Below are 24,014 nucleotides of genomic sequence, written 5' to 3' on the forward strand. Positions count from 1 at the left end.
CCCGGGCGGGGGCGTCCCCCTCACGGAGTAGTCGTGCGACGAACGCGCGCTTGACGCCACAGCGGCCCGGAGGTTGGCTGCGCACCCATGGCGACCTTCACCGTGCCGGGACTCGAGGCCGAACTTCCCCTGGAAATAGCAGAGTCGGGGCCTGCGCGGCGGCGCGGGCTGCTCGGCCGGGACGGGGTGAACGGCGCGCTGCTGCTGACGGCGTCGTCGAGCGTCCACACCATGGGGATGCGCTTCGTGGTGGATGTCGCGTACCTGGACCGGCGGGGCACGGTGCTCGCCGTGCGGACGATGCGGCCGGGGCGGATCGGACTCCCCCGGCTGCGCGCCCGGCGTGTCCTGGAGTCCGAGGCGGGGGCGATGGCCCGTTGGGGCGTGCGGCGCGGGGTGCGGGTGACGATTCGGGGCGGTGACCACGAGAGCGGGTGACGGTCCGGGGTGGTGACGGCCCAGGGCGGCGTCTCGCGTCTCGCGGGAGGGCTTGGTGATCGCGGCAGGTCCGGTGACCGTGGTTGAGGGGAAGGCACGCGGCACCGCGCAGCCCCCTCCACTGCACGGTGCCGCCGCGCAGCTTTGCTCACGCGAATTACCTTGGTCTGAACCTACGTGACGGTGACACGTGTAGCGAGCCATTGTCGATAACGATGCGGAATCGTTTGGACGGCGGGCCTCCGGAAGATGCCCGGCGAACTCCTCCCGCTTGCACACCAATTGCCGTGAATCACCCGGCGATCGGCTTGCGGGCCTCGATCAGGTGGCGGGTGCTGTGAGCGACGAACGGCCCTTCCTTCGCGAGCCGTTCATGCAGCTCAAGGAGTCGCGGCCGGTACGCCTCGACGGTGAAGCCCGGGACCATCCAGATCACCTTCCGCAGGAAGTGCACGACGGCGCCGATGTCGTAGAACTCGATGCGCAGGCGCTCGGCGCGCAGGTCGACGACTTCGAGGCCGGCGACCTCGGCCTCGGCGCGCTCGCCCTCCGGGTCGCGGCCGTTCCTGACTTCCGCCGGCTGCGGGCCGAGGAAGAACTCGACGACCTCGAAGACGCTGCTCGGGCCGACGTGCTGCGCGAAGTACGCACCGCCGGGCGTCAGTACCCGGGCGATCTCGGCGAACGGGGCCTTCACCGGGTGGCGGCTGGTCACCAGGTCGAACGTGCCGTCGGCGAACGGCAGCGGCGCCCCCTCCGTCGAGGCGACGACCACGACTCCGCGCGGGGCGAGGAGCGCGGAGGCCTTGGCGACGTTGGGCGGCCAGCCCTCGGTGGCGGCGATCAGCGGAGGCAGTTTCGGGGCGGAGGCGAGGACCTCACCGCCGCCGGTCTGGAGGTCGAGCCCGGCCGAGGCGCGTGCCATGCGCTCGCCCATGGCGCGTGCGTACCCCCAGGAGGGCCGCTCCTCGGTGGCCCGGCCCTCGAACCACGAGAAGTCCCAGCCGTCCACGGGGGCGGCGGCCGCCTCCGTGACGAGCTCGTCGAAGGGGCGGCCGACGTGGGTGGGAGGTGTGCTCATGGGGCCATGTTCGCAGCGGCGTACCCGCGACGGCACGTGCTTTTTGTACTGCCCGCGCGGGAGGGTGCGTTGTCGGCGGGCGCTGTTACGTTCCCCGGCATGGGAATCCACGTGCCCTACACCGGGGGCGAGAAGGAAAGTCTGCTGGCGGCGCTCGACCGGCACCGCGATGTCGTGCTCTGGAAGCTGGAGGGGCTCGACGAGGAGCAGGTGCGGCGGCCGATGTCGCCTTCGGGGAACAGCCTCCTCGGCCTGGTCAAGCATCTGGCATCGGTCGAGTACGGCTGGTTCTGCGAGACGTTCGGGCGGCCGGTGGAGCCGCTGTGGTTCGACGCGGAGACGGACGAGGACCTGCGGGTGGGCCCCGAGGAGTCCACAGAGAGCATCACCGCGTTCTACGGCCGGGCGCGGGCCGCGGCCGACTCCGTGATCGGCGACATCGGGCTCGAGGAGACCGGCACGTCGTGGGACGGCAGGAAGGTGTCGATGCGGTGGGTGCTCATCCACATGCTGGAGGAGACGGCCCGGCACGCGGGACACATCGACATCCTGCGCGAGCTGATCGACGGCGCGGCGGGGGATCACCAGAGGGCGTCACGGGCGTGATCGCCGCGCGCCGACCGCCGGATTCCCAGGCGACGGCCGCCGGATTGCCGGGCGATGGCCGCTTGATCGTCGTGCGCCGGCCGCCGCACGGTCGCGTCACGGCCCCGTCGCCCCCGCCGTTTTCCCACCGGGCCCTCACCGAACTCCCGCCCGGTTCCCCGACCGAGCCGCTGAAGTGGGCGGGGGCGGTCACCGTCCGCCCGGCCTCGGCCTACGGGGGTTCTCCACGTACCCTGGGCGGATCCGCTCCGGGCACCGCTGCCCGACACAGGTAACGGCACCGTCCGTCCCGCGCCGAAATGCGAGCACATGTCCGATCGTTCCCTCCGCTCCGTTCGTTCTGCCCGTTCAGCGATAGCGGCCTGGCTCACCCGCCTCTACTTCGCCCGGCTCCGGAAGAAGGGCGGCCTCGACCTCTCCGTCCTCTCGAAGCTGCCCGACGCGGCGCTCCTTCCGCTGCGCCGCGAGGGCCTCGACCCGGTGGCCGAGATCGGCGAGCTGCGTGACCGGGAGCCGGTCAGCAGGCTGCCCATCCCCGGCATGACGGTCTGGCTGGTCACCGGCTACGACGAGGCGAAGGCGGTACTGGGCCACGGGTCCGCCTTCAGCAACGACTTCCGGAACCTGGTCGGCAACACCGGTGTCACCGACGACCAGAACCCGGGCGGACTCGGCTTCACCGACCCGCCGGACCACACCCGGCTGCGGAAGATGCTGACGCCGGAGTTCACGATGCGCCGGCTCTCCCGGCTCACGCCCCGTATCCACGCCATCGTCGAGGAGCGCCTCGCCGACCTCGCGAAGGCGGCGGACGCCGACGGCACGGTGGACCTCGTCGAGCACTTCGCGATGCCGGTGCCCGCGCTGGTGATCTGCGAACTGCTCGGCGTCCCCTACGAGGACCGGGACGACTTCCAGCAGTTCTCCGTGGCCCGCTTCGACGTGTTCGGCGGCGCGGGCGCGTCCTTCAGTGCCGTGTCCCAGTCCCTCGACTACCTGCGCGGGATCGTCGCCGAGCAGCGCCGCAACCCCGGCGACGGCCTCCTCGGCATGCTCGTACGCGAATACGGCGACTCCATCACGGACGAGGAACTCACAGGCCTCGCCGACGGCGTCCTCACCGGCGGCCTGGAGACCACCGCGAGCATGCTGGCGCTCGGCACGCTCATCCTGCTCCAGAACCCCGAGCACTTCACCGCGCTGCGCGACGCGGAGGACCCGGAGGCCGTCGCCGCACCCTTCGTCGACGAGCTGCTGCGCCATCTGACTGTCGTCCAGACCGCGTTCCCGCGCTTCGCGCGCGAGGACGTCGAGATCGGCGGGGTCCAGATATCCGGCGGCGACATAGTCCTCGTCTCCCTCAGCGCCGCCGACCGCGACGCACGCCTCGGCGAGGACATGGACCGCTTCGACCCGTCCCGCCAGGTCACCGGCTCCCACCTCGCGTTCGGTTACGGCATCCACCGCTGCATCGGCGCCGAACTCGGCAAGATGGAACTTCGCGCGGCCTTCCCCCAACTGGTCCGCCGCTTCCCGGAGTTGAAGCTCGCCGTCGAGTCCCGCGACCTGGAATTCCGCAAGCTGTCGATCGTGTACGGGGTGGACACGCTGCCGGTCTACGTGGCCTGAGGCGCGGTCCAGCCCCAGCACACCACTGTGCTTCCGATGCCGATCGGACGGCAGCAAGCCGGTCCGAAGTCAGCACCCCTCGCGCCCTGACTGGAGCGTCCCCGCCCGGATAACCGGACGGGGATGCTGTCGCGCTCGCCGCGCTACGTGCAGCGGTGCTCAGATCGTGCTATTTGATGCGTTCACCCAGCCTGGCCAACTGCCGTTCTGAGTCCTTCATGTGCCACCATTCGAACAAGCGGATTCGAAAGGCTGATGCCACGCTCCGGACCAGGTGATGAGGCGGCTGGCCGTCGAAGACGGCCATCTCCGAACTATCGCTTTCAAGTCGCACCCGCCAGCGTTGCCCGTAGGCTGTCAGCTCGAGTTCGACCGTGAAGCGCCGGCCATGCTCCACCACGCGAAAGCCGACCACGTCGAGTTCCGCGCTCCCGTCGTCCAGCCGCCCCATCAGATGTGGGACGAGAAGGTCACGAACACCTTCTGCTGTCGGCATGGGAGTCCTCCTAGCAAGCGGACGAAGCAAGGCTGGCCGGCTTGTACGCGGTCACGACCCCCTGCGGCTTGATGCGGGGATCCCGGCCGTAAGGCCCGGGGTTCGTCACGACCTTGAACAGCGTCCGAGGCGGGCAGCCGGTGAACTTGCGTTCATATGTGCGCTCCCCGGGTTGGTCGACTGTGATGGTACCGCTCCAGACAGTCGTGTTGATCTTCTTACTGAAGTTGCCACTCCAGCGGCCACGCTTCACCAAGTGCTTGTAGCCCCACGTCGACGTGCCACAGCGCAGCGGCACCACCGCGGGGCCGCGGTAGTACTTCTTCACGATGGTCTTCGCAGGCTTCCCCGTGCAGGCATTAGCTGCAACACCCGCGACAGTCTCCGGGCCGGACGATGCGGCGGCCGGCTCGACGGCCAGCGGCAGTGCGAAGCATGTTGCGGCAACGCTGACGACAATAGTGTTTGCGAATTTCAACGAGCTCCCCCTTTGTGGTCGTTACTGCATGTACATGCCTATCAGCAGCAAGTCGCGCAATGGGGGTTGAGATGCACCTCTGACTTAAAGGTGATCACGAGTTGACCGGCGCGTCACCAAGTGCCAGATCCTTGACTTCGTGGCTCGAGTAAGGCATATGAATGTCCGCTCAGACCAGGCGTATTCCTGAGGTGATGGCTGTGGGGCTGTCCAGCGTGGAACAGGTCAAAGAACTCAGATCACCTTGCGCGACCTGCAAGTGGGCCTCCCGACCAGAGATCCAGTCGTGACGTACAAGCCTTCGGACACCGAGAATCATGTAGAGGTCTTGATTCAGGATCAGACGGGCACGGTGTCGGCTTCCAGGTAGACGCCTCGCGGACGAAGCAAGAGATTCTGCCCGACCTTGGCGACAGAATCCCAGACGACTTCGTTGAGCTATTCACGGTTGGTCTGCCTATTGTTCCTGGAACGCAGCGGCCTGCTGTCCCGGAAATCGTCAGTGGCGTCGCTGTCTGGGTGGACCCAGGGGAACCTCCAACTGGTCCTGCGCGAAGGGCGAATAGCAATAGGGCAGATCAGGTACCCCCAGGTGCGCCGCGTCCGGCTGTGTGGACTGGTCGGCGCCTTCGCGATCGGGCTCCGTCGAGGTGGCCATCACGCAGGTCGGTTTCAAAGGCGTGGTGATCCATACGACCAACGAGAACAAGAACCCGCACATCACCACGGTCGGCCGTTCCTACAGCTCGCTCACCGCATAGTGCAGGCCGAAACAGGCGGGGCCGGGACGCTCCCCGGCCCCGCCGGCAGATCAGTTGGCTTCTGCCGTCCGACACTGCTCACACCGGCACGGCGGGTACGCGGACGAAGGCACGGGCTGATCCTCGGCCGAGGCGACGAGCACCCTCACCTCTCCTCGGTCGCCCACGACCTCACCGCCGGCTCTCACCCGGTAGACACGGAGGGTGAGCCGAGAGCGTCGCACTGGAGGCTCCAACTCACCTTCCCCACCCAGGAGTTCCAGCTCGTCGACGAGAGGCGGCGGGTAGTGGGCGGCGGCGCATTCCTGGCAGGCGTAGACGTTGAAGCCGGGGCCGGTCGCCGCGTGCACCTCATGCACGAGGACAGGTTCACCCGTGACGCATTGGCAGCGGGCACACATGCGCACCGCCGGACGGCGAGGGGCTGTCATTGTGCGCCTCCGTGGATGAGGTGCGGATGCGGACCCACGTCGATGCCGAAGGTGGCCAGGTACAGAGCGCGGCGGCGTCCGCGTTGGCGATGGCGTTCGCCGGGCGCCAGGAGGTAGGGGCGTACGAGCGCGGACGCGGCGCCGTCGAGGCGTTCGGTGTGGCGGGGTGGGGGCGGGGCGAGCGGCGAGGTGCGGATGCCTAGGCGGTGGCGGCCTTGGGGTGGTGGGGTGCAAGTCTTCAGCACCCAGAGGAGGAGTCGGACGGTATGGTCCAGCACGTTGACGCTCCTTTGCAGCGTTGACCGTGCCCCGGGGCGGTCCAGTCCACCGTCGCCGGGGTCTCATGCGACAAATCCTAGTCAGCATCGCACAGCTATGCATAGCAGTTAGATGCAATCCATTGATTGGCGCAGCTCATGACTGTCGTACGTTGTTCGATATGGCTGCTGATTCCGGCGGGTTCCGCATCGACCCCAACAAGATCGCCTACGTCTACACGCAGGTGGCGGACCACATCGCCCAGCGGATCAAGGACGGCGACCTGCACCCGGGAGCACGCCTGCCCGGCGAGCGCGACCTCGCCGCCGAATACGGAGTCGCCTACCTGTCCATCCGCCGCGCCACCAAGGAACTCCGTGAGCGTGGCCTCGTCGTCACCCTGCCTGGCAAGGGCACCTTCATCGCCTACCCCGAGTCCGCCTCTGAGCACGCAAAGGACTCGGACGGCACCGAGGACTGATCACCGCGGGGCAAAGCAGGAGGGGATCGGCGCAGCTGGCCTCCGGTGGGTGGTCGCCCATGCCTCCCTCCCTGTCGGCGTCGGCTCATAGTCCGGTGGGGGCCGACTTTCATGGGCTGAGGTTCGGACGTTGCGGTCGGATTGAACGTCCACTGCGGACAGGTCAAACGACCCCGCCGCGTCGCCCAGTTGGGATGCCGAGCCGAGAGCTCACGCCTTCGGGAACGACACCTCCACGCGGCGGTTCTTCTTGCGGCCCTCTTCGCTGTTGTTGTCGGCGATCGGGTAGTCCTCGCTGTAGCCGCGCACCGCGAACGTGACGTCCTGGTCCTGTGAACCGAGGGCTGCCGCCAGCTCGTCGTGCACGGCCTCCGCGCGCTTCTTCGAGAGCGTCAGCCCGTGGGCGTACGACCCGAGGTCGTCCGTGAAGCCGAAGACGCGGACGTTCGTGGCGTTCTGCGCCTTGATCTCGTCGGCGATGGCCTGGATCCGGGACTTGGCGTCCGGATTCAGCTTGGAACTGTCCTTCTGGAACAGCACCTCCGCCTGGAGCGCGAACTTCACGTCCTGGTTGGTGTCCTCGCGCCGCTCGTCGCCGGACAGGTCCTCGACGACGGACTTGATGTCGAGCACCTTGGCCGGCGCGAGCGTGGCGCCGTCGGCGAGCTTCAGCCCCGGACTGTTGGCGTCGACCTCCGGCGGCGGCGAAGTGGTCGTACTCCCCGGAGGAGCGCCTGACGGCTCCGGATCATCGGCGTAGGCGCTGCCGCTGAGGCTTCCGCTGAGGGTGATCAGGGCGACGGTGGTAAGGGCGGCGAGGCGCCGGGTGAGGGGCATGGGTCACTCGCCCTCGGAGATTTCTACGGGGGCGGGGGGCATGCCGCCGACTTGGAAGTCGACCTTGGTGGTGCCCTCGGGTGGTGCGGGGAACTGCGCGTACCAGTCTGCGGACTGACCCGCGTCCACGCCGCCGCCCTCGAACTTCGTGCAGAGGCAGCGCCCTTGGGTGTCCCGGAGGATGAGGTATTTCTTCTTGCCAGCCTTGTCCACGACAGAGGCACCGGCAAGGGACGATCCGTTCTTGCTCAGTTCGCGCTCGTCGCCCCGCCAGTCGGCCGCGATCCAGAACTTGCCTCCGCCGTTGGTCACCTTGCCGGAGAGGGTGAGAAAGCCCCCCTGGTCCCGGGCCGCCGAGGTGACTGTGAGCGTGATTCCGTTGCTCTTTACTTCCGCCAGCGTCTGTTCCGAAGAAGGAGAAGCGGACGGCTTCTCGTCGCCCTGGCCGGTGTCCTGCTTCGGTGAGGCCGAGGACTTCGACTCGGCCTTTCCGTCGTCGCCACCACCGCAGCCGGCCATCGTGAGTACCAGCCCTGTCGTGATCGCCAGAGCGGTCATTGCCGTGCGTTGCCGAGTCTTCATCGAAGCGCGTTCCTTCACTAGTCAGTCGGCCAGATGGACGGAGAACAGGGTGGACGCATCGGGGAGATCTCCCAGTTCGAAGTCACCCGGGTCGAAGTCGAAGGACTCACCGCCGTCGCAGTCGAACTCCACCGCCTTTTCCGGATCGGAGGAAGGAGTGACTTCGCAGCGCGGCTCGATGACAGCCGTGGCCTCAGCCTTCGCGTAATCGGACTCGGTGCCGGGGATGATCGAATCACCGACGGGGTCCAGGGATTCCACTTTCACCCAATAGCCGGGATACCCATTGACCTCCGCCGGCTGGAACCCGGTTACCCGCGCGTCGTTGTTCGCAGCGAGAGCACTCGCCGCCGTTTCGGCGCCGTCCCCGTTCGGTTTCTGCCCTGCAAGCCAGTCGAGCCAGTCATCCCCGTGCCCGATGGCCTGCCCCAGTCCATCGATGAGGTCGTCTCTCGCGTCCTGTGCCGCCGCCAACGCCGCAGCATCGGCAGCCGACTGGGCGCCGTTGCGCGCCGATGCCGCCTGGGCGAAGGCGAAGAACGCGAACGCGACGAAGAGCAGAATTCCCGTGAGCCAGATGTAGATGGGCAGGGTTTGTCCGCGATCGTCGCGGAGGCCAACGAGAATCAGCCGCCGGTCACTTCGGTAACCGCGTCCCGAATCGCGCCGGAGATCATTCCGTCGAGACCGATCTGGTCGATCAACGTAAAGATCCCGGCAATCAGGATCATCAACCCCGCGTACTCCACGAACCCCGCGCCGGAATCCCGCTCTCTCCCGCGGACGCGGTCCCCCACCGTCACGGTCCACTTCACCCACACCCCGAGTACGCGTTCCTTCAGCACGGTTTCCCCTTCGTTCCCGCCCGACTTCACCGCCCCGAACCTCCCGGGCACCATACGCAACGTACGGGAACTGCAACCCTCTGTGCCGTGTTTCGCACATTAACGGCGCACGCTTGACCGGAAGTTGGTCGCTTCCTGTCATGCCCCTCACCGCCCGTCGTACGCCACCACGACCCCACCCAGGTCGCAGGCGACCTTCGCGCCGAGGGTGGTGTCGCAGAGGCTCACGGTCCAGTTCCCCGCGGTGACCAGCTCGGCGGGGACGCCGCGGCACTTGATCGCCTCGCGAAGGGCGGCGTCGCGGCGGGCGTGGGTCGGGTGCAGGGTCAGGACCGCGCAGTTGGTGGAGCCCGAACCCAGCTTTCCGGTCTCGCACTTGATGCTTCCGGTGCTCGTGGTCTCCCGCTGGAAGCAGCCCACGGAGGCGGCCACGTCGTCGGCCAGGGCGTCCACCTTCTTGTAGGTGGGTGTGGAAGGGATGTGCAGGAGTGGGTACTTGGGGGTCTTCGCGTCCAGGGCCACCGCGTGCAGCGCCTTCGCGATCGCCGGGGCGGACGGCGGGTCCATGACGCGGATGTACCAGTTCCCCGCCGCGACCAGCGTCTGCGCATACGCGCCCGTGCGCCGGGACTCGACCGACGTACCGATCTCCGTCTTCGACACGACGTCGGGGTCGAAGACCGAGATCTCGTTCTCGACCTTCACCCCGTCGACCGTCGCGACGCAGTCCGCCGTGGAGCTGCCGTCGTAGTCCCGGCTGCGCACGGTCTCGCAGTCGAGGCCGGCCTCGCCCATCGCCCGTACGACCGCCTTCGCCGTGGTGTACGTCGGCGTGGGCGGCACCTCGGACGGGAGCGCCGTACCCGTCGGCTCGGGATGGGATGCGAAGCCGGCGCAGGCCGTGAGCGTAGCCAGGGCCAGACCGGTGTCCACCGCCCACACCTGTCTCCTCGTCATCGGTGAGCCCGAACCGTTCCGCTCGACATGCGATCCCCCGTCGGTGAGTCAGTCGCCGCCATTGCGAAATTCGCAACTGCCAACCAATCGCTCACGCCACTGTAACCACTCAACGCCTAGCGCAGCAGTCCCTCAACGTCCCAGAATCGAACCGAAGTTGGATCCGGAGCCGAGGAACATGCCCGTCGCGATGAGGATCATCGTGGCCGGGAGCATGAAGACGAGGGTGACCATCGTGGCCTTCGGAATCGTCTTCGCGGCCCGTCGGCGGGAGTTCTGGGCGTCGGTGCGCCGCATGTCCGTGGCGATCTGGATGAGGGTCTCGGCGATGGGCGAGCCGAGTTCCTCGCCCTGCTGGAGCGCGGAGACGAACTGCGCGACCTGTTCGGACGCATTGCGCCGGCGCAGCTCGTCGAACGCCTGACGCCGGCTGACGCCCATGTCCATTTGCCGGAGCGTAATGCGCAACTCGTCGGCCCACGGCCCCTCGTACTTCTCGGCGACCCGGTCGAGCGCCTGCCGGAAGCCGAGGCCCGCGCTGACGACGACGGCGAGTACGTCGAGGAAGTCGGGGAGCGTGCGGTCGATGACCTCTTTGCGCTCGCGTGTGGCCTGCCAGATCAGACCGTCCGCGGCGAGGAGGCCGAACGCGAGGGTGAGGGCGGCGAAGAGCGTCTGGCCGTTGGTGAGGAAGACCAGGCCGAGGACGACGCCGAAGATGCCGTAGACCGCGCGGCGCGCGGCGTAGCGGTCGATGGTGAGGCCGCCCGGGTTCCCCGCCATGTCGATCTTGCGGCGTTTCGAGGCGACGCGGCGGGGACCCATGGCCCGAAGGACGAGGGGGGCGAAGCGCATGCCCAGGCGGTCGACCGCGGACCCGGCTGCGGACACGCGCGTGGCGCCGACTTCGAGGGCGATGGCCAGGTCGCCGGGGAGCTTGGCCTCGGCGCGGTACATGCGGATGCCCAGGAAGATCCCGAGGACGGCGAGGCCCATCGCGAGGGCGAGCAGCAGCCCGATCAGACCCGTACTCATGACCTGCCCCGCTCGGTATGGGCCGGATGACGGACGCCCATGTCAGACCTCGATCTTCCCGAGCCGGCGGATCACGAAGAACCCGATCCCGTACAGGCCGAGCGAGACGAGGATCAGCGCCTGGCCGACCGGCGATCCCGTCACTCTGGCCAGCGCGCCCTCGTTCGACGAGTTGATCAGGAGCAGCGAGCCGAGACCGAGGAGCGGCACGGTGAACGCGGTCGCGTTGACCTCGGAGAGCATCGTGCGGATCTCGCGCCGGGTCTCCTTGCGGTCCTCCAGGGTCTGGGTGAGGTTCCGCAGGGACGACACGACCGAGCCGCCCGCCTTGTTGGCGAGGACGAGGGTCGTGACCAGGACGACGAGTTCGCGGGACGGGAGGCGGTCGGCGAGCTCGCCGAGGGTGTCGTCGATGGTGCGGCCGAGCGCGAGCTGGTCGGCGACCATGGACAGCTCCTCGCCCGCGGGCGCCTCCAGCTCCTCCGCGGCCATCGCGAGGGACGTACGCAGGGCGAGCCCGGCGGCGGTGGCGTTGGCCAGGAGGCGTGCCACGTCCGGGAGTTGATTGATGAACGCCTCGATGCGTTTCTGCCGCTGCCAGTTGAGGAAGATCACGGCGCTCCACGCGCCGACGAGCCCCGCGATCGGCCCGAAGAAGGGCGCGAGCGCGGCCGACGCGATCAGCCAGAGGGCGACGACCACGGCGAGTACGTACGTGAAGAACTCCCCCGCGGTCAGGTCGAGCCCCGTCGCGGACAGGCGCAGATGGATGGCGCGGCCGAGCCGGGTGCGGCGCAGCCTGCGGTCGACGGTGGCGAAGCGGCGTACGCGACCGGGGGCACCGCCGTGCGGCCCGGCGCCCGACAGGCCGTCGAGCCGGTCGACGAGGGCCTGTCGCTGCGCGCGCCCGGACGCGTACGCATGAAGGCCGACGACGGCGAGTGCGCAGGTCAGGATGGTGGCACCGAGGGCGATGAGGGCGGGGTCGCTCATGATCCGCCACCCTCGACGGCGGGTCGCTCGGTCCTCATCCGATGGCCTCCCTCGTGTTGCGTCCGTCGATGCCGTCCAGTACGCCGAACGCCGGTGGGATCGGCTCGTTCGCGACGTACAGGCGCTCGGCCACGCGGCGCGGCAGCGGCAGATGCTCGAAGGTGCCGCGCACACGGTGGTCGTGGCCGAGCGGGTGCGGCACGAAGCGGGAGACCGTCGAGATCCTGAACTGTTCGCGGCCGTGCGAGACCAGCAGGGCGATCTCGGTGACCTTGCGCGAGCCGTCGGCGTGCCGGGTGAGCTGGACGAGGACGTCGACGGCCGAGTTGATCTGGTCCTTGAGCGCCTCGAACGGGATCTGCACCTCGGACATGGACCCGAGGGTCTGCAGGCGCATGAGGGCGTCCTCGGCGGCGTTCGCGTGGACGGTGGCGAGCGAGCCGTCGTGGCCGGTCGACATGGCCTGGAGCATGTCGAGGGTCTCGCCGCCTCGGACCTCGCCGACGATGATGCGGTCGGGGCGCATGCGCAGGGAGTTGCGGACCAGGTCTCGGATGGTGATCTGGCCCTTGCCCTCGACGTTGGGGGGCCGCGATTCGAGGCGGATCACATGGTCCTGCTGGAGCTGGAGTTCCGCCGAGTCCTCGATGGTGATGATGCGCTCGTGGGGCGGGACGAGGCCGGAGAGCGCGTTGAGGAGGGTGGTCTTCCCGGAACCCGTACCGCCGCTCACGATGACGTTGAAGCGGGCGCGGACGAACGCGGACAGCAGCATCAGCATCTGCTCGTCCAGCGAGCCGAGGCCGATCAGCTCGGGCAGGGTGTAGGCGCGCGGGAAGCGGCGGATCGTGAGGGTGGCGCCGGTGAGGGACAGCGGCGGGATGATCACGTTGACGCGCTCGCCGGTGGGCAGGCGGGCATCGACCATCGGGTTCGACTCGTCGACGCGCCGGTTCACAGTGGAGACGATGCGCTCGATGGTCTGCATGAGCTGTTCCTGCGAGGCGAAACGCAGGGGGAGCTGCTCCACGCGCCCGGCACGCTCCACGAAGATCGCGTCCGGGCCGTTGACCATGATCTCGGTGATGGACGCGTCGGCGAGAAGGGGTTCCAGTACGCCGAGCCCGAGCGCCTCGTCGACGACGCGGCGGACCAGCTGGCTGCGTTCGGAGGAGGAGAGGACCGGGCCCTCGCGGCTGATGATGTGGCCGAGGACGCGTTCGAGACGGATCCGCCGGTCGGCCGCCGCGAGCGACGACATCTCGGCGAGGTCGATCTCCTCCAGGAGCTTCGCGCGGTAGACGGCGACGAGGCCGTCGTCGCGGGAAGGGCCGGGCTCCTCGCGGACCGTCACCCTTGATCGCAGGCTCATGTTCCGGCTCAACCCCCTTCCGGGTCACGGTCGTTCGGCATGGTGGCGGTGCGCCGTACGTCCCACCGGTCGTCCAGGAACGGGACGAGGACCGGGACGTGCACGGTGACGGTGGCGGTGGTCGTGTCGCCGCCTCCGCCTCCGGCGTCGATGTCCGCGTCGAGCCAGCCGCTCATCGCGGCCTGCCCGGCGCCGGTGCCGTCGCCGCCCTGCGACTGCACACGGGCGGCGGCCCTGGCGCCGGAACCGGCCTGGTTCGCGCTGTAGCCGACGAGGCCCAGCTGGATGGCGGCCATGCCGATGAGGAGGAGGAAGGGCAGGAACCCGGTGAACTCGAGGATGGAGACGCCTCGGTCGTCGGTGCGCAGGCTGCGGCGGGGGCCGCTTCCCGTCCGCGGGCGCCGGGCGCCGTCGATTCCCGTCCGAGCCCGCCGCCCGAGCCCGCGCCGGAGACGGCCCCTTGCGCCCGGGAGCCGTCGCCTCACGGCGTGCCCCCCTGGTCGTTCTCCCTCGCGGCGCCCGCCTCGCCCTTGACGGTCCACCCGGCGTCGATCCCGGGGAAGAACACCGGCACCTCGAGCTGCACGGTCGCCTTCATCACCGACCCGTCGGGTCCGCAGGTGATGGCGGCGCCCTGCCACGCCCCGGGCAGATTCTTCTCGCCCGCGGTCTGGCACGCGCCCGCCGTGTCGCCACTCCCGGCCTCGGCGGAGGTCGCGGCTCTGGCCGCCTCGTCCGCCGCGTTCCCGGCGAGCGAGTACGTGTACCCGTACAGGACGCACTGCCACAGCAGGCCCATCACCACGAGCAGCAGCGGGAACATGCCCGCGAACTCCAGGGTGACCGCGCCCTTGTCGCCGCCGCGGCGGCGGGCGCGGCGGCCGGTTTCCTGCGCGGCGGCGTCGACGAGGCCGAGCTCGCCCGCGAGCCCCCACAGCGCCTGCTTCACCGTCGACCGGCTGTCGAGGTCCTGCATGCGGCCCGCGTCGACCGCGCCCTGGAGCTCCTTGAACCCGGCGGGCACGCTGGCTCGCGCGACCCGGGTGCCCGTCACGCGCTCCACGAGCGACGCGGTGATCTCGGATCCACGCGCGTGACGGTTGATGACGGTGACGGTCTCCTCGGCCTTGCGGATCTGGAGGCGGTCCCACATACGGATCATGCGCTTCGCGGCGCGTACGGCGACGACGTCGGGGGTGACCAACAGGATTGCCTGGTCGGCGAGTTCGACGGCCGCCGCGTTCGCGGACCCCATCTGCGTACCGCAGTCGATGACCACGAGGTCGTAGCGGCTGCGCAGCGCCTGGACGACCTGGCGGGCCACGCGGTCGGTGACCTCCTCGCCACGCTCGCCGTCGGACGGCGCGAGCAGGAGGCCGAGACCGGTCTCGTGGGTGTAGACGGCGTCCTGGAGGACGCGCGGGGTGATGTCGCGGATGGCGGCGAGGTCGGCGACGGAGCGGCGGAACTGGACGTCGAGGTACGACGCGACGTCACCGGACTGCAGGTCGAGGTCGAGGAGCGCGACCGAGCGGCCCGACGCCTGGGCGGCGAGGGCGAGTTGGACGGCGGTGACGGTGGTGCCGACGCCACCCTTCGCGCCGGTGACGGTGATGACGCGGCCGCCGGACGTGCCGGCCGTGATCGCCAGCTCGCCGCCGGTGCCGAGGTGCCTGCGCATGCCGCCGGACCAGGACGCGGCGGCCTGCACGCGCTCGGCGAGCGCGTCGTACCCGAGGGGGAACCCGACGATGCCGCGCGCGCCCGAGTCCATCGCGGCGGTGAGCAGGGCGGGGCTGGTGTCGGCGGTGGCGAGGACGACGCCGACGGCCGGGAAGCGCAGGACGAGGTCCCGGATCAGTTCGAGGGCGGGCACGGGCCCGATCCGCTCGTGGACGAGGACGACCTCGGGCAGTTCGTCGAGCGACTCGGCGGCGAGCCGGGCGAGGGTGTCGAGGAGGGCGGTGGAGTCGGCGACGGGCGGCGCGGGCTCGGCGTCGGGCAGTTGCCCGAGCAGCGTGACCAGGGACCGGGCGGCGTCCAGGTCTCCCACCGCGGGAAGAATGCGGATGCTCACAGTGCGGCTCGCCTCCTCTCTGAGTCTATTTGTCGGCTTTGCCGGTCTGCTTGTCGCTGGACTACTTGTCCTCGTCGAGGGTGTACGAGCGGTCGCCCGGCGGGACGGCCGCGTCGCTGCCGGCGGCGACGAGGGCGAGCCGGACGTGGGTCGCGAACGACTCCGCGTACGCGACGCGCTGCGCGTCTGCGGGGTCGAGGGCGAAGGTGATCGGCACGGCCTCGCCCTGCCGGCGCCGCCCGTTGTCGCCGCCCTGTTCGTCGATGGGCGTGAGCTTGCCGACGTCCATGACCTCCGCGTTCTCGACGATGACCTTGGACTGGTCCTTGGCCTTCTCGTCGGCGGCCTTGAAGGTGGCGTAGACATTGACCTTCGACCCCGGCGTGATCTTCCCGGCGACGCCGGTCTCTGCGTCGATCATGATGGCGATCTCCTGCTGTCCGTCCCTGAGTCGGGGCCGGGCAACGATCATGTCGGTCTGGAGCAGGGACCCCTTCTTCAGCGTGGTGACGGCGATCTTGCCGCGGATCTGGCCGAGACTGGTCACGGCGGTCTTCGACAGCCACCGCTCGGGCATCTCGACCTTCTCGAACCGGTCGGCGGTCAGCTCCTTGTACGGCGCGACATCGTCCTTCAGCCGGTACGCCGCGACTTCCGGGCCCACCTTCGAGTTCACGTCACGGATCACCGAGAGCACCCCGGCGAAGGCGCCGACGGCGCACAGGGCCGAGATGACCAGCAGGATGACGCCGCGACGCTGACGTGAGTTCATGGACCGGACTACCTCGTGGGGATCTCGTCGGGGATCTCGGTGGGGAGCGCGTTGTGGATCTCGTTGCGGATCAAGGGATCAGGGGCGGGCGGCGGGTGGCAGGGCGGCGCGGGCCGGGCCGGTGACGGGGGCCAGTGCAGTAGCGGCAGCGAGGCCGGTGGCGGGTGCGAGGGCGCTGCCGCGACCGCGGCCGCCCGGTGGTTTCGCGGCCGGGGCGGGCGGATCGGCGAGCGGTGCGGCGCAGAAGCCGCAGCGGTCACCGATGAGTTCGAGTCCGCACCAGTGGCACGCCTCGCGCCGGACGGACGAGACGAGCTGGTAGAGCACGGAGATGTCGGGGATGGAGGCTGCGAACTCGGCGAGCTTCCCTGGGTTTCCGGGCTTCCCGGTGGCCCACCAGCGCCCGGACTCGGCGGGCAGCCTGGTCTCGACGGCGCCCTGCACCAACCAGGCGGGCGCGAGCGTCCCGGTGATCCAGTCGGTGGGCTGCTGCCCGGCGGCGTAATACATACGGGTACCGAAGGCGGGTCCGCTCAGCCGGGGCGGCTCGGGTCCGGTGAGCCGTACGAGTTCGGGCTGCGGGGTGGCGAGTACGGCGAACTGGGCGCCCGGAACCCACGACTTGGCGTGCGAGGTGAGGCTGACGGGGACGCGGTCGAGCCGGGCGACGGAGCCGAGCACGGCACCGGCGTAGATGTAGTGGGCGAGGAGCCGCGCGGCGGAGGCGAGCACGCCCGGGCTGAAGTCGCACATGGTCAACTGCCGCAGCTGGAGCACGAGTACGGCGAGCCCGAGCGGCGGGAGCTCCGGCCGCAGGATGGCGATCCGGTCACTTTCCAGCACGGAACGCACAGCGTGCAGCCGGTGAACGACCAGGTCCGGCACGGAAGCCGGGCAAAGGGCGATCACATAGCCGTGGTGCTCGATCAGGGTGTGCATCTCGACGATCGCTCGATCGAGGTCGTACGGCTCCGCCCTGCCGCCTCCGCCCTCGGCGGAGTGGAGCACGGCGGCGGACGGCGTATGCCGGTCGGCCGCGGCGAGGACCAGGTCAGGGCTGGTCACGGCTATCGCGGTCGGCACGCTCGCACACCCCCCGGTCTCTGTGCACTCCTGTCTCAGCACCATATCCGCGCATTGCCCGCTCAACACCCAACTTCCCGGTGTTCACCAGGTGGTTGCCCAGGATGCCGTCGCGGCCTGGCCAGGAACCAGTAATTCCAGAGGTCTTGACAACCCAAATGGTCTGGACCAGTTTGTAGAACCGGCAACTGCCCCTCCCCCCACATCTGAACCGGAGGCAGCAATGGCACGCGCGACGACAGAACCAGCACGGAAGCGTTCATTCCTAGCGGCGGCGCTGACCACGCTGGCCCTGGCCCTCGCCGGCACGGCGACGGCCACCGCGGACCCCGCCGGGGCGGCCGCGGCACCCCCGGCCCACGCCGTCACCGGCTACTGGCAGAACTTCAACAACGGCGCGACGGTCCAGAAGCTCAGCGACGTACCGGGCGACTACGACATCATCGCGGTGGCGTTCGCCGACGCGACGACGACGCCGGGCGCGGTCGACTTCACGCTCGACTCGGCGGGCCTCGGCGGCTACACGGAGGACGCGTTCAAGGCGGACATCAAGGCGAAGCAGTCTGCCGGTAAGTCGGTCGTCATCTCGATCGGCGGCCAGAACGGCACCGTCTCCATCAATGACTCGAATTCCGCGACGAACTTCGCGAACTCGGTCTCCTCACTGATGCAGGAATACGGCTTCGACGGCGTCGACATCGACCTCGAGAACGGCCTGAATTCGACGTACATGTCGCAGGCGCTGAAGTCCCTTGCGACAAAGGCGGGTTCGGACTTCGTCCTGACGATGGCCCCGCAGACGATAGACATGCAGTCGACGTCGGCCGAGTACTTCAAGACCGCACTGGCCGTGAAGGACATCCTCACTGTCGTCAACATGCAGTACTACAACAGCGGTTCGATGCTCGGCTGCGACGGCAAGGTCTACAGCCAGGGCTCGGTCGACTTCCTGACCGCGCTCGCCTGCATCCAGCTAGAGGGCGGCCTGGACCCGTCCCAGGTCGGCCTCGGCGTACCGGCCTCCTCCAGCGCGGCGGGCAGCGGCTACGTGTCCCCGTCCGTGGTCAACGCGGCCCTGGACTGCCTGACCAAGGGCACGAACTGCGGCTCCTTCAAGCCGTCGAAGACCTACCCCGGCCTGCGCGGCGCGATGACGTGGTCGACGAACTGGGACGCGTCGACGGGGAACGGATGGTCATCGACGGTGGGCCCGCACGTACACGGGCTCTGACCCCTACCTCCTGACCCCCGCCCCTCAACGCCCGGAATCCCCCCTCAAAATCCGCAGCGCCGCCGCTCCCCCGGCGGCGCTGCCGTGTGTCGGGCCAACTCCGGAAGGTAGGCGTGCCCTTCAATCCAACCTCGCCGCCTTCCTGCGCCGGCTCGACGAGCTGCGGGGAGCTGCGGGGAGCTGCGGGGAGCGGGAGATCTACCACAGCGATTCACACGCTGACGCTCTGCTACCGGCGCGTCGCCCCTGGCAGAATCGCGTCACGCCTGCGCGCCGTGCAGGCGCGTGAGGGTGGGGGTTGGTCGTGAAGAAGGTTGTCGGCGGGGTCGTGTTGGGTGCCGTTGCTGTCGGGGCCGGGCTGTGGGGTGTTCTTGGGCCGGGCGGCGCTCGGGAGGCTCGGGCCGCGTCGCCGGCCGCCTTCAAACTGTGGGCCGCGGCCGCCCATGCCGCCGTCGCGCGTGAGGGAGGGACCGCCACCTTCAACCAGCGCAACGGCAACGGAGTCTCCGGCGCTCACCAGCTCGGCCTGCGCAACGGCGGCCACGCCACCATCCGTATCCGCGATCTCGACCAGTCCCCCGAGAAAGCCACCATGCTCGAGGGCCGCACGTATTCACTGACCTTCGCCTGCGCCGGTTCGGGCAAATTCACCGTCCACGCCGTCGGCGCGAAGGCTCTGCGCCGGGACATGTACTGCACGCCCACCAAGAAGATCGAGACGGTCAGCCTCAAGCATCTTGAGGGCAGTCGCATAGGCGAGCACCGGTGGGACGGGCGCATGGACCTGACCATCACCACCCACGGCGTGCAGGGCATCCTCTCCTGGCACGCCGCCCAGATGTTCACCGCGGACTGACCACACCCGGCCCGCCGTACGCCGACGCCGTGCTCGTACGCGGCAACGTCGCCCACATGCGCGTACCGCCGCCCGGTTCATGTGCCGGGCCGAATCCACAGTCACCCCTGCAGGTACGGGTGACACAGGCCAGCAGGCGCAGCGAGGCCCGGCGCCGGGCCTCGCAGGCCGCGGCGACCCGCGCGTTCGCGTGGCGCGGGTGGCTGTCGTACGTGATCAGGCGCAGCGCGTCCTCCCGATAGCGCAGCGATACGTAGATCTCGGGCGAGGCGGTGAATTGGCAGGCCGTCGCCGTCAGTTCGGCGATTGCCTGGAGCGCCGCGTCCAGGATGTCGCGCAGCCCGTGCGCCACGAGCAGCGTGCGGGTCGCTGCGCGGGCCATCGCGGGTGACGTGAGCGTGGAGGGGAGGGTGAGGCTGTAGGTGAGGTTCTCGGGCGTGGGGGCCGTGCAGTCCGCGTGCGCGGGGCAGGCGGAGAGGGTGACCGGCGTGGCGAACCCCTTTGTGGGGTGGCGTGGAAAACAGTCGGGTGACCGACCCCGACGGCAACGCCTACATCTCCTTCGCCGGTGACGAAGGCGCCTCTCCCGGCGTCGCGCCTGCGCCCGCATCCGCGTAGCGGCCCGCCCGTACCGCCCCCGCCGCGCACACCAGCGTCGCCGCCAGCAGCGTCCATTCCAGGGTCCCCATCCAGCCCGGGACCAGGTCATACGTCTTGCCGTCCGCGTAGACGCACGTCGTCTGCGCGGGGAACGGTGTGCGGTGGACCGACTGTGCCCGTTCGTAGATGCCCGTGGTGAAGGCCGAGCAGGTCTCGAGGGGGTCGCTCTTCGGGAAGCCCGTGGTGAGGAACGCGAGGGCGTAGACGGCGGCCAGTGCGCCGGCCCCGGTGATCGCCAGTCTGCTCAGGCGGGTCGCCGCCTTCGCGCCGCGGACGCCGGTGAGTTCCAGGGCGAGCGCGCCCAGGCCCGACACGGTGAGGACCACGACCGCCACCCAGAAGATCCAGACGAGTGCGCCCGCGCTGGAGAGGGTCGTGCCGTCCTCGTACACGCAGCTCACGTTGGGCGGGAAGCTGCTCTCCTCCAGGCGGAAGCGGCCACCGGGGCCGACCATTCCCTGGGCGCACCGCTCGTCCTGCTCGGAGATCCCGGTGACGAGCCAGGACGCCATCCACACGACGAACGTGGCCCCGAGGGCAACGCCGAAGACCCCCCACAACCGGTCGGCGTCACGCTGCGATCCACGTATGTTCGACATGACGCGGGAGCCTATTGTCCTGCGCCGGAGTTCCGTCGTTAGTTTGTGTATGACTGCTTCTTCAGATGTGCCGGTGCCACGTCGGGGCCCGTGGCCAAGCCGGGCCAGCGAGGATGTGGGACCGATACCGGGGTTCGCTTCCACAAGGCCTGCTGGACATAGCCGAGTTGAAGGCACACTCCATGCGCATGCGTGCGGCGTACTCCATGTATGTCCCCGGCCTGTTCCAGACCGCCGACCATGCGCTTGCGATCTTCCGAGTGGTGATCCCGCAGCTGCCGCAACACGAGATCGCCCTGCGACTGGCTCCCACGGCAACGCCTACATCACCGTCGCCGGAGCCGAGGAAACGTATCTCACCGACAGCCGTGAGGCACTCCATGCCCTCATCCTCGGCATCAAGGCCGACAAGGCCGATCATCTGCTCTAGGGATCGCGCCGCGACGGTCGGAGGCGGCGAACCCGGGGCCGTCCTGTCAGGCAGGTCAGGAACCACTCATCGATCTGCCGGCCACGTCCACCGGTCCTGACGGCGAGGCCACGTCACCCATGGCCAGTAGTTACGAAATGGCCCTTAGGCTTACGGTCAGATCTGTGCGAACGGGGGTGTCGCAAATGGTAGTTGCTCAGCCGTTGCCAGTTCCCGGGATTCACACGGGCCCCTTCCCGATCGGGGCTGCCGTAGGCTTGCTCGTCGTCGGTGGGGTGGTCGCCGCCTCGGCCATGCTCTCGGCCAGGGGATCCCAGCCGAAGAGCGATGGCCAGTCCCTGAGGAACTGGCTGCTCGGACTCGGCGCGGCGTTGTGCGTCCTGGCCGGACTCGGCTTGTTCGACCACTACTTCGAGCTGCAGCGGACGAGCGACGGGCTGCACGCCGCCGGTCGCCGGATCATCGACGACACGGTGGAGGAGGCTCGGGACTGCGACCCGTCTTCCCCTGAACCCACCTTCGTCTATCCGAGCGGATCGGTGCCCAGCGGGGCTGCCACGTACGTTCCGTCGCCGTGCGACACCTCGCCGCGTGACGTACTGCTGTCGAACTCGACGACGTTGACCGACCAGATCGGGTACAAGGCGGAGGAAGGAAGTTCCTTCAGCACGAACGGGCACGTGACGGTGACCGACGAGGACGGTGGCAAGCAAGTCTGCGCCACCGTTCCGGACACGGCGAACGGCAGCGGCTCTGTCACCGACGGCCCCTGCCGGGATTAGACCCTCGCGGACTGGCGCCGGACACCGGTACTCGCCCGGGCCGATGGTGCGGTGCGGGACAAGTGCATTCTTCGGCCCCGCGTTCGGTCACCGCGGAATTCCGGGGTGACAGCCGCCCCGGGTGCCCGTGTGACGGTGACGGTCACTCGCCGCTGACACGGTCCCGTCGGTTCCCGGCCATCGCCCGGCGAGCGTCCCCGGCCGGCCGGGGAGCGCAGCCGATGTACCACTGTCGGATGGCGCCGGGCGAGAGGGGTTGCGGGAACCGGTGCCGGTCAGTCCTCGAAGTACGCGTCCAGGACCTTGTCGAGTTCGTCCGCCCACTCCTGGGCGCGCGCCTTGTTCGGGGCCTCCACATCGTTCGGGTACCAGCGGCTGTCCGGGGTGTGGACCGTGACGGTGAGGCGGCGCCGGGAGGTGCCGACCTCGACCGCGCCGATCTCGTCCCAGCGGAACTCGGCCTCCTGGTCGTCCAGTTGGAGGCGTACGCCGGTCGCGTCCGCGGTGATCGAGCCGCGGCGGTCGGAGGCGGTGAAGTCCGGTCCGGCCGTCTCGCCACCGGTCGGGGCGTCGGCCGGGGCGTCGGCCACGTCCTCGGCAGGCTTCGGTTCCGGTTCCGGCTCCGGCTCCGTGTCCAGCTCCTCCGCCGGTTCGGCCGGTTCGGCCTTGTCGAGCGACGGTGCCGTCTTGTCCTCCGTCTCCGGGGCCTGGCGCGGGGGCGTGAGGCCGGGGACGGAGGCCGGGTCGGCTCCGGCGGCGTCTACGGGCGTGACCTTCTGAGTGTCTATGCGCTGCTCCACGGAGCGAAGTATGGCGGACGAGCCTGTGGGGCGGGACCCTCAGCCCTGCGGAAGATCCGTGCGCCGCCGCACCGGAGAGAAGTAGACCGGCAGGAAGGCCAGGGTGAGGCACGCGCCGCCCGCCCAGAGTGTCATGTGGAGCGACGTCAGTTCCGTGAGGGCGCCGGAGAGGGCCGAGCCGATCGCGAGCGCCCCCATGAACATGAAGCGGAAAGTGGCGTTCATGCGGCCGAGCAGGCTGTCCTCCGTCATGCGCTGGCGCAGGCTCACGCCGAGGACGTTGGTCATGCCCGTACGCACGGCCGAGATGAACCAGCCCGCGCCCGCCACGAACAGCCACGGCCCCCGGTCGATGAGCGGGACGAGCAGGCCCGCCGGTGCCAGCCACAGGCCCGCCGAGCCGAGGGTCCGGCCGAGGCCGAGGCGGGCGGCGACCGGGCGGGCGCAGCGGGCGCCGAGGAGGACTCCGGCGCCGCCCGCCGCCCAGAAGAGGCCGAGCGCGCCTGCCGGGAGGCCGAGTTGGCGCACGAAGAGGAGGGGCAGCATCGTGTTGATGACCGTGGAGCCGAGGTTGATGAGTGAGCCGTTGAGGGCGAGGGCGCGCAGCTCGCTGTTGCCGACGACGTGGCGCAGGCCCTGGGCGATCTGGGTGTGCAACCGGACTCGTATACCGGGCGTGGACGGCGCGGGGCCGCGGCCGATCGAGGTCAGGCCCAGGGCCGAGGCGAGATAGCTCGCCGCCGCGGCCGCCAGAGCGAGTGGTGCGGTGAGCAGTTGGACCAGGCCGCCGCCGGCGCTCCGCCCGCCGATTCCGGTGAGGCCTTCGAGGGTGACGAAGGCGGCGTTGGCCTGGACGAGGTGGTCCTTGCCGACCAGTTGGGGCACCACGCTGTGCGAGCCGACGTCGAAGAAGACGGTGGCGCAGCCGTTGAGCAGGACGACCGTGTAGAGCTGCCCGAGGGTGAGGGCGTCGAGCCACCAGGCGAGCGGGACCGAGGCGAAGAGCAGGCCGCGCACGAGGTCCGAGACGATCAGGACGCGGCGCTGGCGCATCCGGTCGACCCAGGCCCCGGCGGGGAGGCCGATCAGCAGGAACGCGACGGTGCTGAGGGTGGCGAGGGCACCGATCTGGGCGGGGCCCGCGTGGAGTTCGGTGACGGCGAGGAGCGGTACGGCGACGTAGGTGACGTTCGTGCCGATCTGACTCAGCACGCTCGCGCCGAACAGGGAGCGAAAGGCGGGGGTGCGCCAGAGGCTCGGGGATCGGTCCGCCCGGGTGAGCCCGTCCATCGCCGTCTCGCGTCTGCCGGTCGTCACCGCGCGCCCCCTGTGTGTCTGCCCCTGTGTGGCTGTGAGTCCGGGGCAAGGGTGCCGAAGCGAAGCACGTAGAACAAACGGATAGTTGTGAGGCGTCGGGCGGCGGAGGAATTCTCCGCCGGTCCGA

Annotated in this window: 27 protein-coding genes; 7 read left to right on the top strand and 20 right to left on the bottom strand. The window is 69.4% G+C overall.

All coding sequences use genetic code 11. The features are described 5' to 3' along the window. The first annotated feature begins 87 nt into the window (after positions 1-87). A complete protein-coding gene (locus ACWFR4_RS09640) occupies positions 88-438 on the top strand; it encodes a DUF192 domain-containing protein (RefSeq protein ID WP_453467771.1) in 351 nt (116 codons plus the stop codon). 292 nt (positions 439-730) lie between these two features. Here the strand turns inward: ACWFR4_RS09640 and ACWFR4_RS09645 are convergent, their stop codons facing one another. Beyond that, positions 731-1,519, bottom strand: coding sequence for a class I SAM-dependent methyltransferase (locus ACWFR4_RS09645; RefSeq protein WP_453651772.1), 789 nt, complete (start codon positions 1,517-1,519; stop codon positions 731-733). Positions 1,520-1,618: 99 nt separating this feature from the next. On the opposite strand from ACWFR4_RS09645, the gene ACWFR4_RS09650 reads away from it, so the two are divergent. Next, a complete protein-coding gene (locus tag ACWFR4_RS09650; RefSeq protein WP_453651774.1) occupies positions 1,619-2,125 on the top strand; it encodes a DinB family protein in 507 nt (168 codons plus the stop codon). Positions 2,126-2,434: 309 nt separating this feature from the next. Next, entirely contained in the window at positions 2,435-3,754 is a 1,320-nt protein-coding gene (locus ACWFR4_RS09655; RefSeq protein WP_453467765.1) for a cytochrome P450, read from the top strand. Between the two features lie 169 nt (positions 3,755-3,923). On the opposite strand, the gene ACWFR4_RS09660 is transcribed toward ACWFR4_RS09655, so the two are convergent. The 3 genes from ACWFR4_RS09660 to ACWFR4_RS09670 form a co-directional block, all read right to left on the bottom strand. Continuing rightward, positions 3,924-4,250 carry a hypothetical protein gene (locus ACWFR4_RS09660; protein ID WP_355691463.1) on the bottom strand — a complete coding sequence of 109 codons (327 nt, stop codon included), beginning with the start codon at positions 4,248-4,250 and terminating at the stop codon, positions 3,924-3,926. A gap of 10 nt (positions 4,251-4,260) precedes the next feature. Beyond that, complete coding sequence (locus ACWFR4_RS09665) at positions 4,261-4,728, bottom strand: hypothetical protein (protein WP_453467763.1); 468 nt, start codon at positions 4,726-4,728, stop codon at positions 4,261-4,263. A gap of 1,188 nt (positions 4,729-5,916) precedes the next feature. After that, complete coding sequence (locus ACWFR4_RS09670; RefSeq protein ID WP_453651775.1) at positions 5,917-6,198, bottom strand: hypothetical protein; 282 nt, start codon at positions 6,196-6,198, stop codon at positions 5,917-5,919. A 161-nt stretch (positions 6,199-6,359) separates the two neighbouring features. Between ACWFR4_RS09670 and ACWFR4_RS09675 the strand changes: the two genes are divergently transcribed. Beyond that, complete coding sequence (locus tag ACWFR4_RS09675; protein WP_453464543.1) at positions 6,360-6,659, top strand: winged helix-turn-helix domain-containing protein; 300 nt, start codon at positions 6,360-6,362, stop codon at positions 6,657-6,659. A 210-nt stretch (positions 6,660-6,869) separates the two neighbouring features. Here ACWFR4_RS09675 and ACWFR4_RS09680 read toward each other — a convergent pair whose 3' ends face one another. The 12 genes from ACWFR4_RS09680 to ACWFR4_RS09735 all read right to left on the bottom strand — a co-directional run bounded on the left by ACWFR4_RS09680 (position 6,870) and on the right by ACWFR4_RS09735 (position 17,257). Further along, entirely contained in the window at positions 6,870-7,496 is a 627-nt protein-coding gene (locus tag ACWFR4_RS09680; protein ID WP_453464546.1) for an OmpA family protein, read from the bottom strand. Between the two features lie 3 nt (positions 7,497-7,499). Beyond that, on the bottom strand, positions 7,500-8,078 hold the full coding sequence (locus ACWFR4_RS09685) for a hypothetical protein (protein ID WP_453651777.1): 579 nt from the start codon (positions 8,076-8,078) through the stop codon (positions 7,500-7,502). Positions 8,079-8,099: 21 nt separating this feature from the next. Continuing rightward, positions 8,100-8,708: a pilus assembly protein TadG-related protein gene (locus ACWFR4_RS09690; RefSeq protein WP_453651868.1), complete on the bottom strand. Its 609-nt coding sequence runs from the start codon at positions 8,706-8,708 to the stop codon at positions 8,100-8,102. Further along, the gene (locus tag ACWFR4_RS09695) at positions 8,705-8,893 is read right to left on the bottom strand and encodes a hypothetical protein (RefSeq protein WP_453651870.1); all 189 of its coding nucleotides are present in this window, start codon (positions 8,891-8,893) and stop codon (positions 8,705-8,707) included. The genes ACWFR4_RS09690 and ACWFR4_RS09695 overlap by 4 nt, the downstream gene beginning before the upstream one ends. Positions 8,894-9,070: 177 nt before the next feature. Continuing rightward, on the bottom strand, positions 9,071-9,880 hold the full coding sequence (locus ACWFR4_RS09700) for a hypothetical protein (protein WP_453651779.1): 810 nt from the start codon (positions 9,878-9,880) through the stop codon (positions 9,071-9,073). Between the two features lie 132 nt (positions 9,881-10,012). Next, the gene (locus tag ACWFR4_RS09705; protein WP_372564703.1) at positions 10,013-10,915 is read right to left on the bottom strand and encodes a DUF5936 domain-containing protein; all 903 of its coding nucleotides are present in this window, start codon (positions 10,913-10,915) and stop codon (positions 10,013-10,015) included. Between the two features lie 42 nt (positions 10,916-10,957). Continuing rightward, positions 10,958-11,908: a type II secretion system F family protein gene (locus ACWFR4_RS09710; RefSeq protein WP_453651781.1), complete on the bottom strand. Its 951-nt coding sequence runs from the start codon at positions 11,906-11,908 to the stop codon at positions 10,958-10,960. A gap of 34 nt (positions 11,909-11,942) precedes the next feature. Beyond that, positions 11,943-13,280, bottom strand: a complete 1,338-nt coding sequence (locus tag ACWFR4_RS09715; RefSeq protein WP_453464558.1) for a CpaF family protein — start codon at positions 13,278-13,280, stop codon at positions 11,943-11,945. Between the two features lie 8 nt (positions 13,281-13,288). Further along, complete coding sequence (locus ACWFR4_RS09720) at positions 13,289-13,696, bottom strand: TadE/TadG family type IV pilus assembly protein (RefSeq protein ID WP_453464599.1); 408 nt, start codon at positions 13,694-13,696, stop codon at positions 13,289-13,291. 65 nt (positions 13,697-13,761) lie between these two features. Then, entirely contained in the window at positions 13,762-15,357 is a 1,596-nt protein-coding gene (locus ACWFR4_RS09725) for an AAA family ATPase (RefSeq protein WP_453464561.1), read from the bottom strand. A gap of 61 nt (positions 15,358-15,418) precedes the next feature. Beyond that, positions 15,419-16,129: a Flp pilus assembly protein CpaB gene (cpaB, locus tag ACWFR4_RS09730; protein WP_453651783.1), complete on the bottom strand. Its 711-nt coding sequence runs from the start codon at positions 16,127-16,129 to the stop codon at positions 15,419-15,421. Positions 16,130-16,207: 78 nt separating this feature from the next. Next, positions 16,208-17,257 carry a hypothetical protein gene (locus ACWFR4_RS09735; protein ID WP_453651785.1) on the bottom strand — a complete coding sequence of 350 codons (1,050 nt, stop codon included), beginning with the start codon at positions 17,255-17,257 and terminating at the stop codon, positions 16,208-16,210. Positions 17,258-17,435: 178 nt separating this feature from the next. Between ACWFR4_RS09735 and ACWFR4_RS09740 the strand changes: the two genes are divergently transcribed. Continuing rightward, positions 17,436-18,443, top strand: a complete 1,008-nt coding sequence (locus tag ACWFR4_RS09740; RefSeq protein ID WP_453651787.1) for a chitinase — start codon at positions 17,436-17,438, stop codon at positions 18,441-18,443. Positions 18,444-18,747: 304 nt separating this feature from the next. Continuing rightward, a complete protein-coding gene (locus ACWFR4_RS09745) occupies positions 18,748-19,299 on the top strand; it encodes a hypothetical protein (protein ID WP_453651789.1) in 552 nt (183 codons plus the stop codon). Here ACWFR4_RS09745 and ACWFR4_RS09750 read toward each other — a convergent pair. Then, a complete protein-coding gene (locus ACWFR4_RS09750; protein ID WP_453651791.1) occupies positions 19,286-19,681 on the bottom strand; it encodes an ATP-binding protein in 396 nt (131 codons plus the stop codon). The genes ACWFR4_RS09745 and ACWFR4_RS09750 overlap by 14 nt on opposite strands. 169 nt (positions 19,682-19,850) lie before the next feature. Next, positions 19,851-20,558, bottom strand: coding sequence for a hypothetical protein (locus tag ACWFR4_RS09755; RefSeq protein WP_453651793.1), 708 nt, complete (start codon positions 20,556-20,558; stop codon positions 19,851-19,853). A gap of 687 nt (positions 20,559-21,245) precedes the next feature. Between ACWFR4_RS09755 and ACWFR4_RS09760 the strand changes: the two genes are divergently transcribed. After that, positions 21,246-21,770, top strand: coding sequence for a hypothetical protein (locus ACWFR4_RS09760; RefSeq protein WP_453651795.1), 525 nt, complete (start codon positions 21,246-21,248; stop codon positions 21,768-21,770). Between the two features lie 275 nt (positions 21,771-22,045). Here the strand turns inward: ACWFR4_RS09760 and ACWFR4_RS09765 are convergent, their stop codons facing one another. Beyond that, positions 22,046-22,570: a hypothetical protein gene (locus ACWFR4_RS09765; protein ID WP_453651797.1), complete on the bottom strand. Its 525-nt coding sequence runs from the start codon at positions 22,568-22,570 to the stop codon at positions 22,046-22,048. A 39-nt stretch (positions 22,571-22,609) separates the two neighbouring features. Then, on the bottom strand, positions 22,610-23,860 hold the full coding sequence (locus ACWFR4_RS09770; RefSeq protein WP_453651872.1) for an MFS transporter: 1,251 nt from the start codon (positions 23,858-23,860) through the stop codon (positions 22,610-22,612). Positions 23,861-24,014 lie beyond the last annotated feature (154 nt).

The sequence above is a fragment of the Streptomyces sp. NPDC055140 genome (assembly GCF_053607285.1).

Coding starts and splice junctions, on each gene's coding strand:
- ACWFR4_RS09640 (WP_453467771.1), top strand. CDS start 88: ATGGCGACCTTCACCGTGCCGGGACTCGAGGCCGAACTTCCCCTGGAA.
- ACWFR4_RS09645 (WP_453651772.1), bottom strand. CDS start 1,519: ATGAGCACACCTCCCACCCACGTCGGCCGCCCCTTCGACGAGCTCGTC.
- ACWFR4_RS09650 (WP_453651774.1), top strand. CDS start 1,619: ATGGGAATCCACGTGCCCTACACCGGGGGCGAGAAGGAAAGTCTGCTG.
- ACWFR4_RS09655 (WP_453467765.1), top strand. CDS start 2,435: ATGTCCGATCGTTCCCTCCGCTCCGTTCGTTCTGCCCGTTCAGCGATA.
- ACWFR4_RS09660 (WP_355691463.1), bottom strand. CDS start 4,250: ATGCCGACAGCAGAAGGTGTTCGTGACCTTCTCGTCCCACATCTGATG.
- ACWFR4_RS09675 (WP_453464543.1), top strand. CDS start 6,360: ATGGCTGCTGATTCCGGCGGGTTCCGCATCGACCCCAACAAGATCGCC.
- ACWFR4_RS09680 (WP_453464546.1), bottom strand. CDS start 7,496: ATGCCCCTCACCCGGCGCCTCGCCGCCCTTACCACCGTCGCCCTGATC.
- ACWFR4_RS09685 (WP_453651777.1), bottom strand. CDS start 8,078: ATGAAGACTCGGCAACGCACGGCAATGACCGCTCTGGCGATCACGACA.
- ACWFR4_RS09700 (WP_453651779.1), bottom strand. CDS start 9,880: ATGACGAGGAGACAGGTGTGGGCGGTGGACACCGGTCTGGCCCTGGCT.
- ACWFR4_RS09705 (WP_372564703.1), bottom strand. CDS start 10,915: ATGAGTACGGGTCTGATCGGGCTGCTGCTCGCCCTCGCGATGGGCCTC.
- ACWFR4_RS09710 (WP_453651781.1), bottom strand. CDS start 11,908: ATGAGCGACCCCGCCCTCATCGCCCTCGGTGCCACCATCCTGACCTGC.
- ACWFR4_RS09715 (WP_453464558.1), bottom strand. CDS start 13,280: ATGAGCCTGCGATCAAGGGTGACGGTCCGCGAGGAGCCCGGCCCTTCC.
- cpaB (WP_453651783.1), bottom strand. CDS start 16,129: ATGAACTCACGTCAGCGTCGCGGCGTCATCCTGCTGGTCATCTCGGCC.
- ACWFR4_RS09735 (WP_453651785.1), bottom strand. CDS start 17,257: ATGGTGCTGAGACAGGAGTGCACAGAGACCGGGGGGTGTGCGAGCGTG.
- ACWFR4_RS09740 (WP_453651787.1), top strand. CDS start 17,436: ATGGCACGCGCGACGACAGAACCAGCACGGAAGCGTTCATTCCTAGCG.
- ACWFR4_RS09750 (WP_453651791.1), bottom strand. CDS start 19,681: ATGGCCCGCGCAGCGACCCGCACGCTGCTCGTGGCGCACGGGCTGCGC.
- ACWFR4_RS09755 (WP_453651793.1), bottom strand. CDS start 20,558: ATGTCGAACATACGTGGATCGCAGCGTGACGCCGACCGGTTGTGGGGG.
- ACWFR4_RS09770 (WP_453651872.1), bottom strand. CDS start 23,860: ATGGACGGGCTCACCCGGGCGGACCGATCCCCGAGCCTCTGGCGCACC.